Genomic DNA, 20,571 nt, shown 5'->3' with positions numbered 1-20,571 from the left:
CAATTATGAATAAGCGTCTCTGCATCGGCCCCGCCGAGCTAGGCAGAATCCCGCCCAACCACTACGCTTGTCCCGTGGATACCGCTGTCCAGACCCCTACCGATGAAGTGCTGATGTTGGCCTACGCCGACGGTGACAGCGATGCGTTTTCCGAGCTCTATGCCCGGCATCGCGCGCGACTGTTCCACTATCTGCTGGGCCAGCTGCGCGACCGACCCTTGGCTGAGGAACTGTTCCAGGACGTCTGGCAGAAGATGATCAATGCCCGCGCTGGCTGGAAGCCCGATGCTGCCTTCGCCACCTGGCTGTTCCGTATCGCCCACAATCGCCTCAATGACCATTGGCGTGCCGCCCGCCATCGCCCTTCAGCACCAGAAGATGCCGACGAGCGCACTGCACGCCTGGCCGACAACTGCACACCGGAACTATTGGCAGACGAACAGGCCCAGCGCCTGCAGCTACGCCAGGCCTTGGCCGAGTTGCCACCGGAGCAACAGGAGGTCGTGATCCTGCGGCTGGAACAGGAACTCAGCCTGGAGGAGATCGGGCAGATAACCGGCGTGGGCCGGGAAACCGTCAAGTCGCGGCTGCGCTATGCGATGGACAAGCTGCGCGCGAGGTTGAGCGAATGAACATCCCAGACATGCTGACCCCCGAAGAACGTGAGCTGGCCCGGCTGCTCGGCCGGCCAGGCGCTGGTGCCGCAGGGCCCAGCGCGCAGTTGGATGCCAGCATCCTGGCCATGGCCCGCGGCAACCCGCAGGCGCCAGCTCAGCCTCAATCAACGACATCGGTGGCGCACCAACAAGCGCCCACCACCCCGCACCCAGCATCGCGCAGCCGCGGCTGGGGACGTCGCCGTGGGCTGGTGTCTTCATTCGCTGTGGCTGCGTCACTGGTGCTGGTGGTTGGCCTGGCCTGGCAGCTGCGCCCGCTGCCGCCGCAACCAGCGATGCAGCACGCCGAGCTCGCAGCACCTGCTGCCGATATGGCAGCCGCAGAGGCGGCGGCTCCGGCTGCGGCGTCAATGCCAAGCCAATCAGCCGAAGATGCTGCCGCTGCCCCGGCACCGGCAGCACCGCAAGCCCAGTCCGTGGCAAGCGCGAAGGAGCGCCATGCCGATGCGCCGCAAGCTGCGCAGGCAAGTGTGGCGCGCAACGACGAGACGAACGTTGTCGAAAAATCCAGCGCCAGCAATGCAGGGCAATCCCCCCGCGCCTTCTCCGCCGCGCCGGCCGCGTCCCCTGCACCGCCCGCGCCTCCCGCCGCGCCGATGCCGATGATGGCCCCGGCACCGATGGCTGCCCCGGTTCAAGCCGAGCAAACCATCAGCACCGCTGCCGCGCAGGCTGACCTCTATCGCAGCGAAGCCGCATCCGCACGCGCAGCAGCGCCACGTCCGGCATCTGGCTCCACGCCGATCCCGCATGCTGGCACCAAGGCCGTCAGCAAGGCCGCCGAGGCGCGCCGCCAACGGGCCGAAGCCGTCGCCGCCGACAGCACTCCGGATATCGAGGCCGATGCCGCGCTGTCGCGTCACCAATGGATCAAGCGCATCCGTGAACGCCACGAGGCCGGTGATCTGGACGGTGCAAAGGCCAGCCTGCGGCGCTTCGCACACGACTACCCGGAAGCACGCATTCCGCGCGATCTGCGCCCGCTGCTCAAGGATTGAGCTGCATCGGCTACCGCTTTGCAGCGCTGCCACTAGAATGACGGCAATGCTCGACACTCTCGCCGCACCCGCCAGCCACGAGCTGGAGATCAAACACAGCCGCTTCCTCGCGCAGGCAGCGCCGATCACCGACGCCGCCGCAGCGCTGGCGTTCATCCAGTCGGTATCGGATGTCGACGCCACCCACAACTGCTGGGCCTACCGGCACGGCAATGACTATCGCTCCAGTGACGACGGCGAGCCGGCAGGCACCGCTGGACGCCCGATTCTCGCAGCGATTGATGGCCAGGGTTACGACCGCATCGCAGTCGTGGTGACACGCTGGTATGGCGGCATCAAACTGGGCGCAGGCGGTCTGGTCCGGGCCTATGGCGGTACTGCCGCCGAATGCCTGCGACTGGCCCAGCGCAGCCCACTGGTGCCGATGACCGAGCGCATCCTGCAATGCGGCTTTGAAGACATGGGCATCGTGCACACCTTGCTCGGCTCCGCCGGAGCCGAGAAGCTTGAAGAACACTTCCTGCCTGAAGGCCTGCGCCTGCATGTGCGCCTGCCGGCAGACCAGATCGATGCGCTGGCGCTGCGCCTGCGCGACGCCACCCGCGACCGCCTACGCCTGAGCGAACCCGTCGACCATGACTGAAACCCCTTCCACACCGCCGCAACGCAAGCTGCAGAAACTCGGCAGCCTGAAAACCCTGTGGCCATTCGTGCGCCGTCACGCCGGCCTGTTCACCGCGTGGCTGGTCGCACTGGCAGTGTCCTCGACGGCGACCTTGAGCCTGCCGATGGCGGTCAAGCAGATGATCGACCACGGCTTCTCCGGTGGTGGCGAGATCAACCGTGCCTTCCTGCTGCTGTTCATCGTCGCGGTGGTGCTTGCCCTGGCCACCGCCGCACGCTTTTTCTTCGTCTCCCTGCTGGGCGAAAAGGTCGTCGCCGACCTGCGCGGCAAGCTCTATGCGCACCTGATCGGGCTGGATGCCGGCTTCCACGACCGCACCCGCAGCGGCGAGCTGGTATCGCGGCTGACCGCCGACAGCGAACTGCTGCGCAGCGTGATTGGCTCGACCATGTCGGTGGCACTGCGCAGCAGCGTTACGGTGATCGGCGCGATGGTGATGCTGTTCGTCACCAGCCCGCACCTGGCCGTGTACTCGCTGATCGGCATTCCGTTGGCGGTACTGCCCATCGTGCTGGGTGCACGCCAGTTGCAGAAGATCTCCCGTGCCAGCCAGGACCGCGTCGCCGACGCCAATGCCCTGGCCTCGGAAACGCTCGGCGCGGTGCGTACCGTGCAGGCGCATGCCCGCGAACCCTACGAGCGTGGCCGCTTCGAGGCCGCGCTGGACATCTCCGTGGCCACCGCAAAGCGCCGCATCCGCACCCAGTCCTTCGTCACCGCCATCGCCATCGTGCTGGTGTTCGGTGCCATCGTTGCGGTGCTGTGGTCGGGCGCGCACGACGTCGTCGACGGCCGCATGACGGCAGGTACGCTGGGCCAGTTCGTGCTGTACGCCTTGATCGGCGGCGGCTCGGTCGGCGCGTTGGCCGAAGTCTGGAACGAACTGCAGCGCGCCTCCGGCGGCATGGGCCGCATTGGTGAACTGCTGGCCGAGAACCCACAGATCACCGCACCGGCGCAACCGCAACCGCTGCCCTCGCCGGTTCGCGGCGAGATCCGCTTCGAGCATGTGTCGTTCCATTACCCACAGCGCCCGGATCATCCGGCGCTGGACGATTTCAGCCTGACCGTGGCGCCGGGCGAAACCGTGGCCCTGGTCGGCCCCTCAGGTGCCGGCAAAAGCACTGTGTTGTCGCTGCTACTGCGCTTCCATGATCCGGACAGCGGCAATCTGCGCCTGGACGGCGTCGACCTGCGCGAGCTTGATCCGGCACAGCTGCGCCAGAGTATTGCGCTGGTGCCACAACAGCCGGCCCTGTTTGCTGCCAGCGCTGCCGACAACATCCGCTATGGCCGGCTCGAAGCCAGCGACGAGGACGTTCGCGCTGCTGCGCGCTCGGCCGAGGCCGACGATTTCCTGATGCAGTTGCCGGAAGGCTATGCCAGCGACCTGGGCGAACGCGGCGCACGCCTGTCCGGCGGACAGCAGCAGCGCGTGGCAATCGCCCGTGCCCTGCTCAAGGATGCACCGGTACTGCTGCTGGACGAAGCCACCAGCGCGCTGGACGCACAGAGTGAACGCGCTGTGCAGCAGGCGCTGGAGCGATTGATGGCAGGCCGCACGACACTGGTGATCGCCCATCGCCTCGCAACTGTCTTGAAGGCCGATCGCATTGTGGTGATGGACCATGGCCGCATCGTCGCGCAGGGCACGCATGCTGAACTGTTGGCCCAGGATGGCTTGTATGCCGAGCTGGCGCGACTGCAATTCATCGATTGAGAACGCTGCGGTAACGCATCGCTAACAAGGCCGGCGGCAAGCTCACACGGTGGTCGCACTGATGCAGTGAGATCACCTTTCCAGCACTGGAGGCGAGCTATGGCGTTCCGACAATTCCCTGCAACCACCCGCGATGGCGAAAGCTGCATCGTCATCGAGTTTCTTGATGAACCCAGCACCAGCCAGGCCAGCAGCACAAACCGTCCACCGCGCTACGAGCTGGCCGATGGCCGACCGCTGCTACGTCGTGGCAGCAACCTGTTCAGTGCCGATGGCGAAGTCAGCCTGTCGATGAACCAGCCCTACCGGGCCTGACTTCCTGCTTCTACAGCGCGCCGTGATCACTGCCGGCGCGCACCAGGGAGGCCCAGCTCCAAGCCGGCCGGGTAATTCTGAATACGCTTTGCCGATGCAGCCCGCGACTGATCAATTTTTCACCAACCATCTTGACAGCCTTGCGCCCCAAGGGATGTCAGTGATTATCCACATGCTTGCACACACGTCGCTGTGGATTAAGTCGCAGCCGGTGAGACGCCGATGGAGTTGCGCTCCCTCCCTTTGCGCAGCAAAGGGAAGGGTTGGGGAGGGGTGCTTTTGGGCTTTTGGGCTGTTGCGGTTGCAGTAGCTCTTGCTGCTGTTGGCTCACGGGCTTCGCGGCTTACGCCGCTCCTACAAGGTCGGGGATTCTGTGGGAGCGACGCGCTTAGCGCTCCAGCACCCGGCCTATGCCACTGCTGTTGATCTCGTCGCTGGCGGCTGAAATCACGTCAGGTGCATACGCCTGCACGAAGCCCATCCGGAAATGCACCTCACCGCTCGGCGTGCGCGAGGAATGAATCGAGGCCAGGCTGATGCCATGGCGTTCGAACACATGCAGCAACTCGCGCAAGGAGCCGGCGCGGTCCTCCGGCAGATGCACGCTCATCGCACGCTGGTCGGTCAGGTCCGCCAACAGGTAGCCGACCCGCTCGAAGCTGTAGTTGCCATCGCGCAGGGTCTGCTCGTCCACCGCCGCCTTGTTGTCGGCAAGGTACTGGCTGCGGAACAGCGCTCGCGCGGCATCGTCACCCTTCCCCACCAGACCACGTAGTTGCTGCAGCTGCTGCAACAGATGGTCCAGCACTTCACCGGCATGCGGATTGCCGAACTGGATGTCTTCGTAAATCGCAGGATTCAACGACAGAATGCGCGAGATCACCGCCGCATCCAGTTCAAACGCAGCCGATCGATACGGCATCAGTTCGCTCAGCGAACCCAGCATCGGCGCGTACTCGCGCAGCACGCCGGCCTGGGCCAGATGTGTGGCGTGCACCATCGCCTGCACCAGCGCCATGACCCGGTCGTGGTGCTCGGCGGTGCCGCGCACACATTCGGCCTGCAAGGCGATGCACAGTTCATCCAGCCACGCCTGCCACTGCGCATCCAACCGCGCTTCGCAGACCACCATCACCCTGCCCTTCAAGGTCGGCGCCTTCGGCGGTGCGGTCATCGGGTGCAGGCCGGCGACCGAGGCCTGCGATTCCAGCATCGCTGCCACCGGCTCGGCCTTGATCGAGGTAACGTCCAGCCACAGCTTGCCGCGCTCACGTCCCGCCGATTGCAGGATGTAGTCGCGGATCAATGCTGGCGTATGTCGGATCGGCGCCGAGAACAGCAGCACATCGGCCTGTTCCAGCAACTGCTCCGGCGTCTGCGAGTCTGCATCGACCGGATCATGGCCAATCACCTGCAGGCCCATGCGTGACGCGAAGAAACCGCGCAGCCAACGTCCAAAGGCACCGCCGCTACCGACGATGCCTATGACCGGACGCAGACTCACGCCAGACGCTCGGCGCGGAAGCGATACGGCGTACCCAACGCCGCTGGTGCAGCTGCCAATACGTCGAACTCCTCCACGCCGGTGGCCAAGGTCGCTTCCAACGCCGCATGCACGCCGGCGATGGCGCGGCCCACACCGTCCTCGAAGCTGTGGCCCTTGAGCAGGAAGGCGACCAGCAGCGACATCAACACGTCACCCGTACCGGCCACATCCACCGGCAGATGCGGTGAGGTCCAGCGCCAGATCTGTTCGCGGCCAATGGCCAGCGTCACCAGCTCGCCGGGGTCGCCGGAGACCGAATGCGCAATCACCCATTCCGGGCCGCGCTCCAGCAGCTTGCGCGATGCAGCGATGGCGTCGTCCTGCTCCAGCGCCGGCATGCCGGTCAAACGACCCAGCTCGAAAGCGTTCGGGGTGACCAGCCAAGCATGCGGCAGCAGGCGTTCGATGAAGATCTTTTCCAGCCCGGGCTCAACGTAAGGGCCGGTATGGGTATCGCCGATCACCGGGTCCAGGCAGTAACGCAGCTGCGGCGATTGCGGCAGCACTTCGTCCAGCCAATCAGCGAAGGCGGCGCCGTTGGCGACGCTGCCGAAGTAGCCGGACACAAGGGCCCCTGCACGCTGCGGCAAACCACGCTCGGTTGCGCCCTGCAACAGCTCGGCGAACCAGTCTGCAGGCAGCACGCGGCCGCGCAGGGTCTCGTAGAACGGCGCGTTGCTCAGCAGCGTGGTGGGGATTTCGGCGACGCGCAGGCCCAGGGCGCGCAGTGGCGGCACCGCCGCACTGTTGCCGGCATGGCCGTAGACCAATTGGGATTGCACGGAAATCACGTCCACCGGCGACGGCCCATCCGGGCGTTGCCGACGACCGTGCACGAGATGGCTATGGTCGACTTCGTTCATCGCCCTATTCTACGTCCGCAGGACGAGGCGCGAGTGCATACGCTTGCGCGCGCAACCAATGGAAGATGGCATAACGAAAAAAAGCCGCAGCAAGCTGCGGCTTTGATTCACGTAGTGCCGAGCTATGCTCGGCAGGGGCGTTACAAGCGATCCATGCAGGCAGGGCGTCACCGGTAAGGCCAATGCCGAGCATGGCTCGGCACTACAGGTGAGGCTCAGGACTTCATGCGCTCCCAGAAGCCCTTCACGCCGTCGATGAAGGTCGCCGACTTCGGTGAGTGCTTGCGCGCTTCTTCGCCGATGAACGTAGCTTCAAACTGCTCCAACAGCTTGCGCTGCTCGGCCGTCAGGTTGACCGGGGTTTCCACCACGACGCGGCAGTACAGGTCGCCTTCGGTACGGCTGCGCACCGACTTGACACCCTTGCCACGCAGGCGGAACAGCTTGCCGGTCTGGGTCTCGGCCGGGATGCGGATTTCCGCTTCGCCGCCCAGGGTTGCGACGCGGATTGCGTCGCCCAGCGCTGCCTGCGAGATACGCACCGGCACTTCGCAGTGCAGGTCGTCGCCGTCGCGGGTGAAGATCGCATGCTCGCGCACGCGCACTTCCACATACAGGTCACCCGCCGGCGCACCGGCCGGGCCGGCTTCGCCCTCGCCCTGCAGGCGGATGCGATCGCCGGTATCAACGCCCGCCGGCACCTTGACCGACAACACCTTGTCTTCCTCGACACGGCCATTGCCGTAGCAGGTCTTGCACGGCTTGCTGATGATCTGACCGCGACCATCGCAGTTATGGCAGGCCTGCTGCATGGCGAAGATGCCACGCTGCACGCGTACCTGGCCGCGGCCACCGCAGACATTGCAGGTCTCGACCTTGCGGTCTTCCGAGCCACTGCCGTCGCAATCACCGCACTCGGCCAGGGTCGGAATCTCGATGCGGCGCTCAACGCCGGCCACCGCTTCTTCCAGGTCCAGCTCCATCACGTAGCCGATATCGGCACCGCGACGCGGCTGGCGCGGACCGCCGCCACCTCCGCCAAAGATGTTGCCGAAGATGTCGCCGAAAATATCGTTCATGTCCGGACCACCCGGACCACCACCGCCCATGCCGTGTTCGAACGCAGCGTGGCCGTGGGCGTCGTACATGCGCCGTTTATTGCCGTCGGACAGGGTTTCGTACGCCTCCTTGCACTCCTTGAAGGCAGCTTCGGCAGCAGCATCGCCCGGGTTGCGGTCCGGGTGGTGCTTCATCGCGCAACGGCGATAGGCCTTCTTCAGCTCTTCATCGGTGGCGGTGCGGGCTACGCCCAGTACTTCGTAATAATCGCGTTTCATTGGCACATGAGGTTCTGTAATCGGGGTTGGAAATCAGGGACGGAAAGCCTGGTATTGCAGATACCGGAAGGGGATCCGGAAGCCGGAACAGTAGTTCCGAATCCCGAATCCCCAGGTACAACTCCGGCCTTGCTTACTTCTTGTCGTCCTTGACTTCGGTGAACTCAGCGTCCACCACGTCGTCATTGGACTGGGCACCGGCGTCGCCGCCCGGAGCCGGACCGCCCTGCTCACCAGCCGAAGCGGCAGCAAACAGCGCCTGACCGGCTTCTTCCAGCGACTTCGACTTGGCTTCGATCTGCGCCTTGTCGTCGCCCTTCATCGCGGTTTCCAGATCAGCCAGTGCGGCTTCAACCTTGCCGATCACGTCGCCGCCAACCTTGCTGCCATGCTCGGTGATGGCGCTGCGGGTGGCGTGGATCAGACCGTCAGCCTGGTTGCGGGCCTGCACCAGCTCCTGGAACTTCTTGTCTTCTTCGCGGTTGGCTTCCGCGTCGGCGACCATGCGTGCGATCTCTTCCTCGGACAGACCCGAACCGGCCTTGATCTCGACCTTCTGTTCCTTGTTGGTCTTCTTGTCCTTGGCCGACACGTGCAGGATGCCGTTGGCGTCGATGTCGAAGGACACCTCAACCTGCGGCATGCCGCGCGGTGCCGGCTCGATGCCGGACAGGTCGAACTTGGCCAGCGACTTGTTGTAACGGGCCTGCTCGCGCTCACCCTGCAGCACGTGCACGGTCACGGCCGACTGGTTGTCCTCGGCGGTCGAGAAGGTCTGCGAGGCCTTGGTCGGGATGGTGGTGTTCTTCTCGATGATCTTGGTGAACACGCCACCCATGGTCTCGATACCCAGCGACAGCGGGGTCACGTCCAGCAGCAGCACGTCCTTGACGTCGCCGCCCAGCACGCCGCCCTGGATCGCAGCACCCAGTGCCACGGCTTCGTCCGGGTTGACGTCCTTGCGCGGTTCCTTGCCGAAGAACTCGGTAACAGCCTGCTGCACCTTCGGCATGCGGGTCTGGCCACCGACCAGGATCACTTCGCTGATGTCGCTCGAACGCAGGCCGGCGTCATTCAACGCAACGCGGCACGGCTCGATCGACTTCTTGATCAGCTCTTCGACCAGGCTTTCCAGCTTGGCGCGGGTCAGCTTGATGTTCAGGTGCTTCGGACCGGAAGCGTCTGCAGTGACGTACGGCAGGTTCACTTCGGTCTGCTGCGCGGACGACAGCTCGATCTTGGCACGCTCAGCGGCGTCCTTCAGGCGCTGCAGGGCCAACGGGTCCTTGCGCAGGTCGATGCCCTGGTCCTTCTGGAACTCTTCAACCAGGTACTCGATGACGCGGTTGTCGAAATCTTCGCCGCCCAGGAAGGTGTCACCGTTGGTGGCCAGCACTTCGAACTGCTTCTCGCCGTCGACGTTGGCGATCTCGATGATCGACACGTCGAAGGTGCCGCCGCCCAGATCGTACACAACGATCTTGCGGTCCTTGTTGTCACCCTTGTCCAGGCCATAGGCGAGGGCAGCCGCGGTCGGCTCGTTGATGATGCGCTTGACATCCAGGCCAGCAATGCGGCCTGCATCCTTGGTGGCCTGGCGCTGGCTGTCGTTGAAGTAGGCCGGCACCGTGATGACCGCTTCGGTGACCTTCTCACCGAGGAAGTCTTCGGCGGTCTTCTTCATCTTCTCCAGCACGCGGGCAGAGATTTCCTGCGGTGCCATCTTCTTGGCATCGCTGGTCTGTACCCATGCGTCGCCGTTGTCATGCGCCAGGATGCCGTACGGCACGTGGGCGATGTCCTTCTGCACTTCGGCGTCGGTGAACTTGCGGCCGATCAGGCGCTTCACCGCATAGAAGGTGTTCTTCGGGTTGGTGACGGCCTGACGCTTGGCCGAGGCACCCACCAGTACTTCGCCGTCCTTGGTGTAGGCGACGATGGAGGGCGTGGTGCGGTCGCCTTCCGAGTTTTCAATGACGCGGGCCTTGCCGCCGTCCATGATCGCCACACACGAGTTGGTGGTGCCGAGGTCGATACCAATGATCTTGCCCATGGGGGACTCCTGAGTATTCGTTTGCCGGCAGCCGCCGGGGATGAATGGGATATGGGGAAGGACCTGATGACATTCAAGTCATCCCCGGAACACTGTTTGCCGGCGACCGCGCCTGATTTAGGCAGCGGCCAGCCAGCGCGGCCGATCAGTCGGCCTGGGCCACCACAACCAACGCCGGCCGCAGCAGGCGCTCGTTGAGCAGGTAGCCCTTCTGGAACACGGTCACTACCGCACCCGGTGCCACGCCTGCCGGTGCCGGCACCTGGCTGATGGCCTGGTGGTGCTCCGGATTGAAGGCCTGGCCGGCCGGGTCCAGCAGGACCAGACCGTTGTCAGCGGCTACTTTGAGCAGCTGCTTGTAGGTCAGCTCCATACCTTCGCGCAGCGGATTGGGCTCGCTGCCAGCGGCAGCCAAACCTGCATCGAGGCTGTCGAACACCGGCAGCAGGTCGCCAAGCAGCTTTTCGTTGGCGAACTTGCGAGCTTGGTCGATGTCGCGGGCCACACGCTTGCGCTGGTTGTCCAGGTCGGCGCGTTCGCGCAGCGATTCGGCCTTGACCTGCTCCAGCTCAGCGCGCAGCGCCTCGATCTGGTCGTGCTGCGCGTCATCACCGCCCAGGGCGGCGTTCTCGGGGTCGAATTCAGTGTGCTCTTGGTTCATTTTCGCTTCCTTGGCGGATGTTCTGCCGCCTACCACGACCCGTATGTGGGCTGTACCGAGAGTTTCAAGGCTCCGACTCACTCCATGAGACGCTTTGTTCCTAATCTGTGCCGGTCACCGTCTGTCCTACATTGACCTGCCCAGCCCGCATGCTAGTTTTGCGCGGCCCCTAGACCTGCCAGCCATGCTCAGACATCTATCGATCAAGGATTTTGCTGTTGTCCGCGCCACCGAACTCGAGTTCGGCCCAGGCATGACTGTCGTATCCGGCGAAACCGGCGCCGGCAAGTCATTGATGGTGGACGCTTTAGGCTTCCTGTCCGGCCTGCGCGCCGACTCCGGCGTGGTCCGCCACGGCGCCAGCCGCGCCGAGTTGTCGGCCGAATTCAGCCTGGACGACGACGCCCCGGCACGCAACTGGCTGCGCGACAACGAGCTCGACGACGAAGATCAATGCCAGCTGCGCCGGGTGATCCGCGCCGATGGCGGCTCCCGCGCCTTCATCAATGGCCGCCCGGTGCCGGTATCGCAGCTGTCCGAACTGGCCGGCTTCCTGGTCGAGATCCACGGCCAACACGACCAACAGGCGCTGCTGTCGCGCCCCAGCCAGCTGGCCCTGCTCGATGCCTTCGCCCGCAATGAGGCCGAACGCGCTGCCGTGCGCAACGCCAGTGCCCAATGGCAGGCGTTGCTGGATGAGCGCGACGCGCTATCCCAGCAAGGCGATGTCTCCGACCGGATCGGCTTTCTTGAGCACCAGCTCGGTGAGCTGCAGCGCGAGGAGCTGGAGCCGGCAGCCATCGCGGCGCTTGGCGCCAGCCACCGCCGCCAGGCCCATTCCACCGCCTTGATCGAAGCCTGCCAGCGCGCTGGCGGCCTGCTCAATGGCGACGAAGATGGCCCCTCGCTGCTGTCGCTGCTGCAACAGGTGCGAAACGAACTGAGCCGGGTCAGCCAGCACGACGCCCGCCTTGGCGAGGTCGATGCCATGCTGGACGCCGCCGGCATCCAGCTGCATGAGGCGCTGGCCCAGCTGGACCGGGTCCAGGACGACCTGGACAGCGACCCGGAAGCTTTCGAGGACATCGAGCGCCGACTGAGCCGCCTGCACGACCTGGCCCGCAAGCACCGCGTGCCAATGGAAGAACTCGCCGCCACCCGCGATCGCCTCGAAGCCGAGCTGGAGCAGCTGCGCGGCGCCGACGAGCGTCTGGCCAAGCTGGCTGGCGAGATCGACAAGGCTGCCGCCCGCTGGCAAGCCGTGGCGGCGACGCTTTCCAGCAGCCGCCAAGTCGCCGCAGCCTCCCTTTCCGATACCACCACCGCACTGATCGGCGAGCTGGGCATGGGCGGCGGCCAGTTCCGGATCGAGCTGGAGCCACAGGCACAGCTGCGCCCGGACCCGAATGGTGCCGAGCGGGTTGAATTCCTGGTCGCCGCCAACGCCGGCCAGCCGGCCCGCGCCCTGCGCAAAGTGGCCTCTGGCGGTGAGCTTTCCCGCATCTCCCTGGCCATCGAAGTCGCCGCGCTGGGCCTGGATGCCGTGCCAACCATGGTTTTCGACGAAGTGGACTCGGGCATTGGCGGCGCGATCGCCGACATTGTCGGCAAGAAACTGCGCGCCCTGGGCGAACGCCGCCAGGTGCTGTGCGTGACCCATTTGCCGCAGGTTGCCTCCAAGGGCCATGCCCATTACCGGGTGAGCAAAGCACCGGTGGAAGGCATGACCCAAAGCGCGGTTGAGCTGCTGGATGCCAAGGGCCGCGAGGAAGAACTGGCGCGCATGCTGGGTGGCGCCGAGGTCAGCAAGGAAGCGCGGGCGGCGGCACGGAAGCTGTTGACGGAGGCCTGATAGCGGGAAGCCAGGGCTTTGGCTTTGGCTTTGGCTTTGGCTTTGGCTCTAAAGCCCCTCTCCCGCCTGCGGGAGAGGGGTTGGGGTGAGGGCAGCTCTTGGCTCTTAAGGCTCCGCTCCAAAAGCACCCCTCCCAAACCCTCCCCTTCGCTGCGCGAAAGGGAGGGAGCAGAAGCAACTGCATAAACAAAAACACCGGCCATTGGCCGGTGTTTTCAGTTCAACAGCAACAGCCCATAGGCCGCGCTACCAAAGCCTTACTTACGCTTCTTGCGCACGTACAACACCAACGAATGCTCTTCCAGCTCAAAACCGTGTTCCGCCGCGATCTTCCGCTGCAGCTCCTCGATTTCCGGGCTTTCGAACTCGATGATCTTGCCCGAGTCCACGTCCACCATATGGTCGTGGTGGCCGCCGCGGTCCAGCTCGTAAACCGCCTGGCCGCCTTCGAAATTGTGTTTGAGGACCAGCCCCGCCGCCTCGAACTGGGTCAGCACACGGTAAACCGTGGCCAGCCCGATCTCATCACCGCAATCAAGCAACTGGCGGTAGATGTCCTCGGCCGTGAGGTGGTGGTGTTGGGGGGTGTTCTGTTCAAGCAGGGCAAGGATGCGCATCCGCGGATGCGTAACCTTCAGGCCGACTTTGCGCAGGTCATTGGATTCCATAGCCATCGTGTTCATTGGCGGTTTAACGCCAGTTATCTCCGGTCAGATCGCGCTGGGTGCCGGGGAGTGTATCATCGACCCGATTTCCTCAACTGCCCTACCTAATGCGCAACCTCCTGTTGATCGCCGTTGTCGCCCTGTCCACTACTGGCTGCGGCATTATCTACAAGCAGCCCATCTATCAGGGCAACCTGATCCGTGAACAGTCCGTGGCGCAGTTGCAGGTCGGCCAAAGCAAGCAGCAGGTCAACGCGCTGCTGGGCACGCCGTCCATTGCCGACCCGTTCCACGCCCAGCGCTGGGACTACACCGCCAGCCAGCGCGTGAACCGCCTGGGCAAGACCGAGGTGAAAAACTTCGTCGTGTTCTTCGAGAACGACCAGGTCACCCGCTGGGAAGGCGACTATTTTCCGACCCAGGACGGCGACCTGGCACGCAACAGCGTGCGCCAGTTCGGCCGCAACCTGGCCAAGGACAAGAAGAAGGGCCGCTGATCCAGCCCCGCCTTCGCAAGGTCAATCGCCGCCGCGCGCCCGCCGGCGGCGATTTTCTTTGGGGTCGGCCAGCAAGGGGCGCAGCAGCTCCACCCGGTCGCCGTCCTGCAGCTGCTGCTGCGGACGCGCCAGCACGCCGTGCACCGCCATTGCCACCGCTGCCGCAGCGCCATCCAGCGCCGCCTCGGCCACCGCATCGGCGACCGTGCAGCCCTCAGGCAGCTCCAGCTGCCGCTGCTGGTAACGGTCAGGCCAAGCCAGCACCACCTCTACACGCATCGCTCAGGCTTCCTGATCGGCTACGCGCACGAAGTCGTTGACCATGCGATCGGCCAAGCCCTGGAAGCCCAGCGCCAAGGCAGGCCCCAGCAGCCGCGAGGTCGGCTCGAACTCCAGCTCCAGGGTGACCTTGCAGGCGCTCTCGGACAGGGCGTGGAACTCCCAGCGGCCGTGCAGGCGCTTGAACGGGCCTTCGCGCAGCTTCATATCGATGCTGTGCGGCCGCTGCAAGGTGTTTTCGGTCATGAACCAGGTGCGGAACGAGCCCAGCCCCAGATCCAGCCGGGCAACCAGCCGCTCCTCGCCCTGCTCCAGGATTTCCGCCTTGTCACACCAGCGGAACCGGCCAGGATAGGCGGTGACATCATTGACCAGGTTGAACATGCGCTCGGCGGAGTGTTCGACCAGCGCGCTGCGACGAATGGTTGTCATGGCGATACAGATACAGAAAGTGTTCGGGGAGCCCCCGAATCGGAGACAATACGGAAATGAGCAAGAAACAAAGCAAGGATAAAGCAAAGAGCGGGACGGCCGACAAAACCATCTCGTTGAACAAGCGCGCGCGCCACGAATACCACCTGGAAGACCGGGTCGAAGCCGGCTTGGTGCTGCAGGGCTGGGAGGTCAAGGCGATCCGCGCTGGCCGCGGCAACATGACCGACGCTTACGCATATGTGCGCGATGGCGAGATCTTCCTGATCGGTGCGCAGATCACCCCGCTCATCCAGGCCTCCACCCACACCGTTCCGGAAGACCGCCGCCAACGCAAGCTGCTGCTGCATCGGCGCGAGATCGACAAACTGATCGGCCGGGTCGAACGCGACGGCTACACGCTGGTACCCACCGCGATGTACTGGAGCAAGAACAAGATCAAGATCGAGATCGCGCTGGCCAAGGGCAAGCAGAATCACGACAAGCGCGACACCGCCAAGGAACGCGACTGGGACCGTGAGAAGCAGCGCGCGATGCGCGCCCACAACCGCAACGCCTGATGTCGACACAGCGCGCGTTGCAGGCAGCCAGCGCGCAGGATGTGCGGGCGCTGTGCGCGCAGCTGCTGGCCTTCAACCGCAAGGCCAGCGGCAATAGTTTTGATGAGCTGCCAGTACAGCTGGCCAGCCATGACCGGGACGGAACGCTGCGTGGCGGATTGCTCGGCGACGTCTGCGCAGGCTGGCTCGCCATCCATGTACTTTGGGTTGACCCGCAACTGCGCGGCCAGGGATTGGGCAGCCAATTGCTGCTGGAGGCCGAACGGCAGGCCAAGGCCGCAGGCGCACACAGCGTGGTGCTGGACACTTTCGACTGGCAGGCTGAGGGCTTCTATCTCCTGCACGGCTACGAAGTTTTCGGCCGCCTGCCCGACTTCCCGCCAGGCCATGAGCGCATCTATCTGCGCAAGACGCTTTAACCCATCAGTATCCGGCGCAGATCGCGACGCTGGGTCCCGGGCAACTGCAAGGCCGCGTACAGCACGGTCAAACTGATCACTTCACTCAACTCAGCCGCTTTGCGGTCATCACCAGCCAACCATTGCCGCGCCTCCTCGGCAGCTTTCGGCGGCAGCAAGGCAAGGATCGCGACATCGTCCAAGGCATCAACCTGCAACTGCAGCGCACGCGAAAACCGCAACACCCGCGCGGTATGGACCAACAACTGAGCCAAGCCCATGGCCATCGCGACGGCCGCTACCCGTTCCACGCCAGCAGCGGCAAGCCCGGACCAAGGCGACTGCAGCAACAACAGCAACACAGCTGCCAACAGATAGACACCAAGCCAGCGCCGACGCACCTCCCGTACCCAGCCCAGCAAGCCACCACAAAGCAGCAGCAGCAACGGCGCAAGCTGCGGCCAATGACTGCGCCCAAGCAACGCCGTGACCAACACCGCAACCGCCAGCAGCAGATAGAACAGGACAGGCGCCAGTGCCCGCTGCCGGAACCTAGCCCCAGCTCCAGCCGCCAACAAGCCCAAGCTGCGCAAACCGCGCTGCTGCATAAGCACCCTCACTTTCACCAACTTGATCGCGGCCATGGTCCAGCGGCAAACGTCGCAGAAAGGTCGGCGCGGCGTTAAGCCTCAACTGATGTGTTCAAGTTGATGCGACATCGCAGCCGCACGTAGTCATGAAGATTGTTGACTAGACTGGCGCCCCACAAAGAGTTCTTTGACGATGGATCGCTGGTACAACGCAACGCTGCTGTCGCTGATCGTTCACCAGATAGATGCCGCCTACTGGCACGAATGGGAGATGTTCCATGTGCCCGGCGGCATACAAGGCTTTCTGTTGTTCAACCTACTGGCATGCTCCATGGCTATCGGCAAGTGGCGTTGGCTACGCCACAAGCGAGGCGTTATGCCCTGCTCTGCGGCTGCATTGGCGTGCTAACCGCCCTGCTCCACGCCGGCTTTGCCGCAGCAGGCAAAGACCAGTTCGGCCTGCCACTCTCCATCGCGACCATCGTCGCCTGCGTGGCAAGTGGCATCGGCCTTTTGCTGAAAGCCCGGCAAAATCCAAGTTCACGCGGGTGACTGTTCAGGGTTTTCCCTGTAGCATTCGTTTCGTCAGCGAGGCTATGGCCGGAACATTGTCCAGAGCCCTCATGAATCAACGTCTTACCGGGGGTGCACTGGTTTCGACGGGGGTTGTGAAGTCGCTTGGCGCATGCCGAGGGGGTAGCTTTCCTCGTAAATCCAGCTGCAAAACTCTAGTTGCCAACGACGACAACTACGCTCTCGCCGCTTAAGGCGTAAGCCCCGAACCCACTTGTGCCCGTGCTCGTGGATGTAGGGTCATTATCACGGAACCGGCTGTGACGGCTGCCTGTCAGTCACGGCTTAACCAAAACAGGCTGGTCCTGGGGTGCGCTTTGCACACCGTGCTGCCACAGGACGAGACCCAACGGTGAGCTAAGCATGTAGTGCCGGGGATGGAGTGCCTTCGGACGGCGGTTCAATTCCGCCCACCTCCACCATTAGATGGACCGCCAAGGTCCCGATCAGGCCGGAAACCCAATAGATTCATGGGTTTCCGGCCTTTTTTGTTTCCGTCGCAGTCCGCCGCATTGCGTTGCAGACCATGAGACGGTGGGGGCATATTTTGGGGCATCTGCCCCCAGTGACGAATCACATGCCCCCACTGACCGATATGGCCATCCGGAAAGCCAAGCCCGCCAGCCGCACACAGAAGCTGTTCGATGGTGGTGGCCTGTACATGGAGATATCCCCCAAGGACGGCCGGTGGTGGCGCCTGAAGTACCGGTTCGACGGCAAGGAGAAGCGTCTGGCCCTGGGCGTCTACCCAGACGTTCCGCTTGCCCTCGCCCGCCAGCGCCGTGAGGACGCCCGCCAGTTGTTGGCCAGGGGCGTCGACCCAGGGGAGCACAAGAAGGCCGCAGCGGCCGCACGCGCCGAGCTGGGCGCCAATACCTTCGAAGTGGTCGCCCGGGAATGGCTGACCAAACGGGACTGGGTGGATAGCTACCGCGTCAAGGTCGCGGCTTGGCTCGACAACGACGTCTTCCCTTGGATCGGCAGCCGGCCGGCGGCAGAACTGGAGGCCACCGACTTCCTGGCCGTGGCCAGACGAGTGGAAGGCCGGGGCGCCATCGAGTCTGCCCACCGGATCATGCAGAACTGTGGCCAGGTCATGCGCTACGCCATCGCCACCGGCAGGGCCAAGCGAAACCCGGTCGCCGACCTGCGCGGCGCCCTCGCCTCGCCACCCGACAATTCATTCGCCGCGGTTACAGACCCCGACGAGTTGGCACCTCTGCTCAAAGCGATGCACGGCTACAGCGGAACCATGGTCGTGCGTTGCGCGCTGCAGATGGCGCCGATGGTCTTCCTGCGCCCCGGAGAATTGCGGCAGGCCGAATGGGCGGAATTCGATCTGGACGGAAAGACCTGGACCATCCCGGCGTCTCGCATGAAGATGCGCCGACCCCATTTGGTACCGCTGTCCGGCCAGGTGCTTGCAGTGCTGGAAGATATCAAGCCACTCACCGGCCGGGGGCGCTACGTGTTCCCGTCTGCCCGGTCGCGCGACAGGCCGATGTCCGAGAACGCCGTCACCGCTGCACTGCGCCGCATGGGCTACGAGACCGGCACAGTCACGGGCCACGGATTCCGCGCGACAGCCCGCACGATCCTGGACGAGGTGCTGGGCTTCAGGCCCGACATCATCGAGCACCAGTTGGCGCACGAAGTCCGCGACCCGAATGGCCGGTCCTACAACCGGACTTCACACCTGCCAGAACGACGAAAGATGATGCAGGAGTGGACCGATTACCTGGACAAACTGCGGACTCAGCCTGCCAAGTCCGCATAATTTGGCTCCCACCGCGCAGCCATGGCTGCAATAGCAAGGCCGGCGACCGGTGAACCAAACGGCGTAGGGGCGCGCCCGACAGACAGGCCAGCGTCGGGCTGCGATCGTTCATCCAATCCAATGGAGGTAGTGCTTTGATCGGAGAAATGATGGAAGGGCTAAACCTAGAAGTTTCGTGGTGGCATGGCTTTATCGCCATAGGCATCCCCACCATCGTCGCCGGATTCCTCATCCTGCAGAACTTCATGGGCATTGCAGAGCAGAGAGCTAAGCTGTGCGTGGAGATTATCGCCCAGCTGACTCCGGCTGAGCGAGCCGCCAATGGGATCACCTGTCACGAGGCGCCATCAGTGCGGTAAGCCCCCGTGATCCGGGGGCATTCCTCATTCCAACTAAACACTACGCACCAGAAAATCCACGCGAAGAACTATCTCTCTTTGAAGCCCTGCTTCCAGTTGTAAAAGCCGCGCCAACCGAACGCCCCACTCAAGATGGCAATAAGCCCAAAAAACAGAATGCCATTAAACATCCATGGACGCAAAATCACCTCACCCCTGGAAAAGAAATGAGGAGCTACAAATCCACAAAATATGCAGCCCGCCAACGCAACTGCAAAAACCAAAAAAGCCCCGAACCCTGGGCGAACGTTCATCACACTCACTCCCAATGACAACTAACAGTTACTCGATTATTGCCAACAGTACTGACGCACACCAACACTCTCCCTCCTGCAAGGTTGGATGAACCAGTCGTCATCAAAGCCCCAACGTTAATCAATGCATTCACAAACCCCCCCTTATCGGCAACAGCTCCAACAGGAAATTCAAACCTTGTCGTCACCCCGCCTCGTCCCTCGCTCAGTTGTTCGATCTTAAGCGGCACGCTGTTTCCGAATGCATCGACGTATGACGTTTCTACCGGCTCCCACTGCTGGGATTGAACATTAAATGAATATTTTGAATATGAGCCATCCGCATAATTGATCCGGATCGGGGAGAAAATATTTATTCCAAGCGACCACGCCCCTGACGCCAAAAAAATGTAAGATTCAAAACGGAAATTTAGATCAGCATTGATCGCCGCTCTTTTCTGAGGATAGCTAATATCTTCATAAACATTGGAGGGGAAACGGGGATCTGCATACCCCACATTTGCTGCCGCCGCCACCCGCATATATTCAAGAAGCCCTGACACTTGCGATTCGACAGCCATATCGTTAATCGATATATATGGCTGGCAATCGGCTGTCGGCACCGTCTGATTTTCACACGCCCTACCACCATCTCGATTGCGCGCGACGGAGTACTTTTTAGAAATGTCTCCAGATGCGTTAAGAACATAAAGAATCTTACTCGACGGGATCGGCATTCTATTGGCGTAATTAACAGCCTTCACTCGCATTTGCTGCAAAGTGCAACCATCACATTCAAGAGCAATCGTTTCGGCATGAACCTTCCCCGGAAGAATAGCGGCGCAAAAAAATATAACTGCGCCAGCAATATAACCAATTCGCGAACTAGCCATAACTGCCACCCCCATTTGAAAGTTGTGTTAGTACAACCCCATATACACAGAGAGCATCCGTACCACATACGCAGAAGATCCAGCCACCGCACATCACCCAGATCTGGCGCTACGGATAGTGGCCCCGAAATTGTTCACGTCGTGTGAATTTGAAAGGTGACATGCGCGAAGGGCGCCGGCAGTCCTGTGATCCCTCAATCCAACGTCAGGCAGCAATCTTGTGCTCGTAAAACGGGTGCCGCTTGTCGTCGAAGATCGCGTACAGCGCCTGCAGGTCGGCCGGGGCTGGGTTTAGCCAGGCCTCGATGTGCTCGGGCTTGATGTTGATGATCGTCCGGTCGTGGCCGGCGGTGGCCACCTCAGGTTCGGGCTCATCGGTGATGGCTGCGAAGCTCAGCAGATCCGGCTCCTTCCCTTTCGGGTCGGTCCAGTGCGACCACAGGCAGGCCACCAGCATCAGTGACCACCTCCCAGCTTTTTGAGCCAGCCAAAAGTAGAGAAATTCGGCGAAACTAACCCCAAGCAGAGAGGTGGTTTTGCCATGAAGAAGTCGAAGTTCACCGAAGAGC

23 protein-coding genes, 1 other RNA gene and 1 pseudogene are annotated in these 20,571 nt (G+C 63.0%); 13 read left to right on the top strand and 12 right to left on the bottom strand.

Annotation, left to right across the window (positions count from 1 at the left end; all coding sequences use genetic code 11):
* Nucleotides 1-74 precede the first annotated feature (74 nt).
* The 5 genes from ACVOL0_RS05205 (at nucleotide 75) to ACVOL0_RS05185 (ending at nucleotide 4,395) form a co-directional block, all read left to right on the top strand.
* Complete coding sequence (locus ACVOL0_RS05205; protein WP_481530298.1) at nucleotides 75-632, top strand: RNA polymerase sigma factor; 558 nt, start codon at nucleotides 75-77, stop codon at nucleotides 630-632.
* Nucleotides 629-1,675 (top strand): hypothetical protein, encoded by a 1,047-nt coding sequence (locus ACVOL0_RS05200; protein WP_481548180.1) that lies wholly within the window; start codon nucleotides 629-631, stop codon nucleotides 1,673-1,675. The genes ACVOL0_RS05205 and ACVOL0_RS05200 overlap by 4 nt, the downstream gene beginning before the upstream one ends.
* A gap of 46 nt (nucleotides 1,676-1,721) precedes the next feature.
* Nucleotides 1,722-2,318 (top strand): IMPACT family protein, encoded by a 597-nt coding sequence (locus tag ACVOL0_RS05195; RefSeq protein ID WP_481548179.1) that lies wholly within the window; start codon nucleotides 1,722-1,724, stop codon nucleotides 2,316-2,318.
* Nucleotides 2,311-4,080: an ABC transporter transmembrane domain-containing protein gene (locus ACVOL0_RS05190; RefSeq protein WP_481548178.1), complete on the top strand. Its 1,770-nt coding sequence runs from the start codon at nucleotides 2,311-2,313 to the stop codon at nucleotides 4,078-4,080. Before ACVOL0_RS05195 ends, ACVOL0_RS05190 begins: the two co-directional genes overlap by 8 nt.
* Before the next feature lie 99 nt (nucleotides 4,081-4,179).
* The gene (locus ACVOL0_RS05185) at nucleotides 4,180-4,395 is read left to right on the top strand and encodes a hypothetical protein (RefSeq protein ID WP_481548177.1); all 216 of its coding nucleotides are present in this window, start codon (nucleotides 4,180-4,182) and stop codon (nucleotides 4,393-4,395) included.
* 388 nt (nucleotides 4,396-4,783) lie between these two features.
* Here ACVOL0_RS05185 and ACVOL0_RS05180 read toward each other — a convergent pair whose 3' ends face one another.
* The 5 genes from ACVOL0_RS05180 to grpE all read right to left on the bottom strand — a co-directional run bounded on the left by ACVOL0_RS05180 (nucleotide 4,784) and on the right by grpE (nucleotide 10,855).
* A complete protein-coding gene (locus ACVOL0_RS05180; protein ID WP_481548176.1) occupies nucleotides 4,784-5,899 on the bottom strand; it encodes a prephenate dehydrogenase in 1,116 nt (371 codons plus the stop codon).
* Nucleotides 5,896-6,804 (bottom strand): pyridoxal kinase, encoded by a 909-nt coding sequence (pdxY, locus tag ACVOL0_RS05175; protein ID WP_481548175.1) that lies wholly within the window; start codon nucleotides 6,802-6,804, stop codon nucleotides 5,896-5,898. The genes ACVOL0_RS05180 and pdxY overlap by 4 nt, the downstream gene beginning before the upstream one ends.
* Before the next feature lie 215 nt (nucleotides 6,805-7,019).
* Entirely contained in the window at nucleotides 7,020-8,141 is a 1,122-nt protein-coding gene (gene dnaJ / locus ACVOL0_RS05170) for a molecular chaperone DnaJ (protein ID WP_481548174.1), read from the bottom strand.
* A 133-nt stretch (nucleotides 8,142-8,274) separates the two neighbouring features.
* Nucleotides 8,275-10,194: a molecular chaperone DnaK gene (gene dnaK / locus ACVOL0_RS05165; protein ID WP_282271986.1), complete on the bottom strand. Its 1,920-nt coding sequence runs from the start codon at nucleotides 10,192-10,194 to the stop codon at nucleotides 8,275-8,277.
* Between the two features lie 145 nt (nucleotides 10,195-10,339).
* Nucleotides 10,340-10,855, bottom strand: a complete 516-nt coding sequence (grpE, locus tag ACVOL0_RS05160) for a nucleotide exchange factor GrpE (RefSeq protein WP_481548173.1) — start codon at nucleotides 10,853-10,855, stop codon at nucleotides 10,340-10,342.
* 184 nt (nucleotides 10,856-11,039) lie between these two features.
* Here grpE and recN point away from each other — a divergent pair, with 184 nt between their 5' ends.
* Nucleotides 11,040-12,707, top strand: coding sequence for a DNA repair protein RecN (gene recN / locus ACVOL0_RS05155; protein ID WP_481548172.1), 1,668 nt, complete (start codon nucleotides 11,040-11,042; stop codon nucleotides 12,705-12,707).
* Nucleotides 12,708-12,964: 257 nt separating this feature from the next.
* On the opposite strand, the gene fur is transcribed toward recN, so the two are convergent.
* Nucleotides 12,965-13,375 carry a ferric iron uptake transcriptional regulator gene (gene fur, locus ACVOL0_RS05150; protein WP_282271992.1) on the bottom strand — a complete coding sequence of 137 codons (411 nt, stop codon included), beginning with the start codon at nucleotides 13,373-13,375 and terminating at the stop codon, nucleotides 12,965-12,967.
* Between the two features lie 104 nt (nucleotides 13,376-13,479).
* Between fur and ACVOL0_RS05145 the strand changes: the two genes are divergently transcribed.
* Nucleotides 13,480-13,869 carry an outer membrane protein assembly factor BamE gene (locus ACVOL0_RS05145; RefSeq protein WP_481548171.1) on the top strand — a complete coding sequence of 130 codons (390 nt, stop codon included), beginning with the start codon at nucleotides 13,480-13,482 and terminating at the stop codon, nucleotides 13,867-13,869.
* A 21-nt stretch (nucleotides 13,870-13,890) separates the two neighbouring features.
* Here the strand turns inward: ACVOL0_RS05145 and ACVOL0_RS05140 are convergent, their stop codons facing one another.
* Nucleotides 13,891-14,148: an RnfH family protein gene (locus ACVOL0_RS05140; RefSeq protein WP_481548170.1), complete on the bottom strand. Its 258-nt coding sequence runs from the start codon at nucleotides 14,146-14,148 to the stop codon at nucleotides 13,891-13,893.
* Nucleotides 14,149-14,151: 3 nt separating this feature from the next.
* The gene (locus tag ACVOL0_RS05135) at nucleotides 14,152-14,580 is read right to left on the bottom strand and encodes a type II toxin-antitoxin system RatA family toxin (RefSeq protein WP_481548169.1); all 429 of its coding nucleotides are present in this window, start codon (nucleotides 14,578-14,580) and stop codon (nucleotides 14,152-14,154) included.
* A gap of 56 nt (nucleotides 14,581-14,636) precedes the next feature.
* Between ACVOL0_RS05135 and smpB the strand changes: the two genes are divergently transcribed.
* Nucleotides 14,637-15,140 carry an SsrA-binding protein SmpB gene (gene smpB / locus ACVOL0_RS05130; RefSeq protein WP_481548168.1) on the top strand — a complete coding sequence of 168 codons (504 nt, stop codon included), beginning with the start codon at nucleotides 14,637-14,639 and terminating at the stop codon, nucleotides 15,138-15,140.
* Nucleotides 15,140-15,559 carry a GNAT family N-acetyltransferase gene (locus ACVOL0_RS05125; RefSeq protein ID WP_481548167.1) on the top strand — a complete coding sequence of 140 codons (420 nt, stop codon included), beginning with the start codon at nucleotides 15,140-15,142 and terminating at the stop codon, nucleotides 15,557-15,559. The genes smpB and ACVOL0_RS05125 overlap by 1 nt, the downstream gene beginning before the upstream one ends.
* Here the strand turns inward: ACVOL0_RS05125 and ACVOL0_RS05120 are convergent.
* Complete coding sequence (locus ACVOL0_RS05120) at nucleotides 15,556-16,182, bottom strand: hypothetical protein (protein ID WP_481548166.1); 627 nt, start codon at nucleotides 16,180-16,182, stop codon at nucleotides 15,556-15,558. The two genes, ACVOL0_RS05125 and ACVOL0_RS05120, sit on opposite strands and share 4 nt — an antisense overlap.
* Nucleotides 16,183-16,321: 139 nt before the next feature.
* On the opposite strand from ACVOL0_RS05120, the pseudogene ACVOL0_RS05115 reads away from it, so the two are divergent.
* The 4 genes and pseudogenes from ACVOL0_RS05115 to ACVOL0_RS05100 all read left to right on the top strand — a co-directional run bounded on the left by ACVOL0_RS05115 (nucleotide 16,322) and on the right by ACVOL0_RS05100 (nucleotide 18,837).
* Nucleotides 16,322-16,680, top strand: a pseudogene (locus ACVOL0_RS05115) (DUF6713 family protein).
* A gap of 89 nt (nucleotides 16,681-16,769) precedes the next feature.
* Nucleotides 16,770-17,123: a transfer-messenger RNA gene (gene ssrA / locus ACVOL0_RS05110) on the top strand.
* 104 nt (nucleotides 17,124-17,227) lie between these two features.
* Nucleotides 17,228-18,478, top strand: a complete 1,251-nt coding sequence (locus ACVOL0_RS05105) for a tyrosine-type recombinase/integrase (RefSeq protein ID WP_481548165.1) — start codon at nucleotides 17,228-17,230, stop codon at nucleotides 18,476-18,478.
* A 134-nt stretch (nucleotides 18,479-18,612) separates the two neighbouring features.
* Nucleotides 18,613-18,837 carry a hypothetical protein gene (locus ACVOL0_RS05100; protein WP_481548164.1) on the top strand — a complete coding sequence of 75 codons (225 nt, stop codon included), beginning with the start codon at nucleotides 18,613-18,615 and terminating at the stop codon, nucleotides 18,835-18,837.
* A gap of 68 nt (nucleotides 18,838-18,905) precedes the next feature.
* Here the strand turns inward: ACVOL0_RS05100 and ACVOL0_RS05095 are convergent, their stop codons facing one another.
* The 3 genes from ACVOL0_RS05095 to ACVOL0_RS05085 form a co-directional block, all read right to left on the bottom strand.
* Entirely contained in the window at nucleotides 18,906-19,130 is a 225-nt protein-coding gene (locus tag ACVOL0_RS05095; protein WP_481548163.1) for a hypothetical protein, read from the bottom strand.
* A gap of 5 nt (nucleotides 19,131-19,135) precedes the next feature.
* The gene (locus ACVOL0_RS05090; RefSeq protein WP_481548162.1) at nucleotides 19,136-20,002 is read right to left on the bottom strand and encodes a hypothetical protein; all 867 of its coding nucleotides are present in this window, start codon (nucleotides 20,000-20,002) and stop codon (nucleotides 19,136-19,138) included.
* Between the two features lie 205 nt (nucleotides 20,003-20,207).
* Nucleotides 20,208-20,571 (bottom strand): SOS response-associated peptidase family protein (locus ACVOL0_RS05085; RefSeq protein ID WP_481548161.1); only part of this gene is annotated, 364 nt, incomplete at its 5' end.

It is taken from the genome of Stenotrophomonas sp. STEN021, from assembly GCF_056760175.1.
This window is presented reverse-complemented; position numbering and strand designations above follow the sequence as displayed.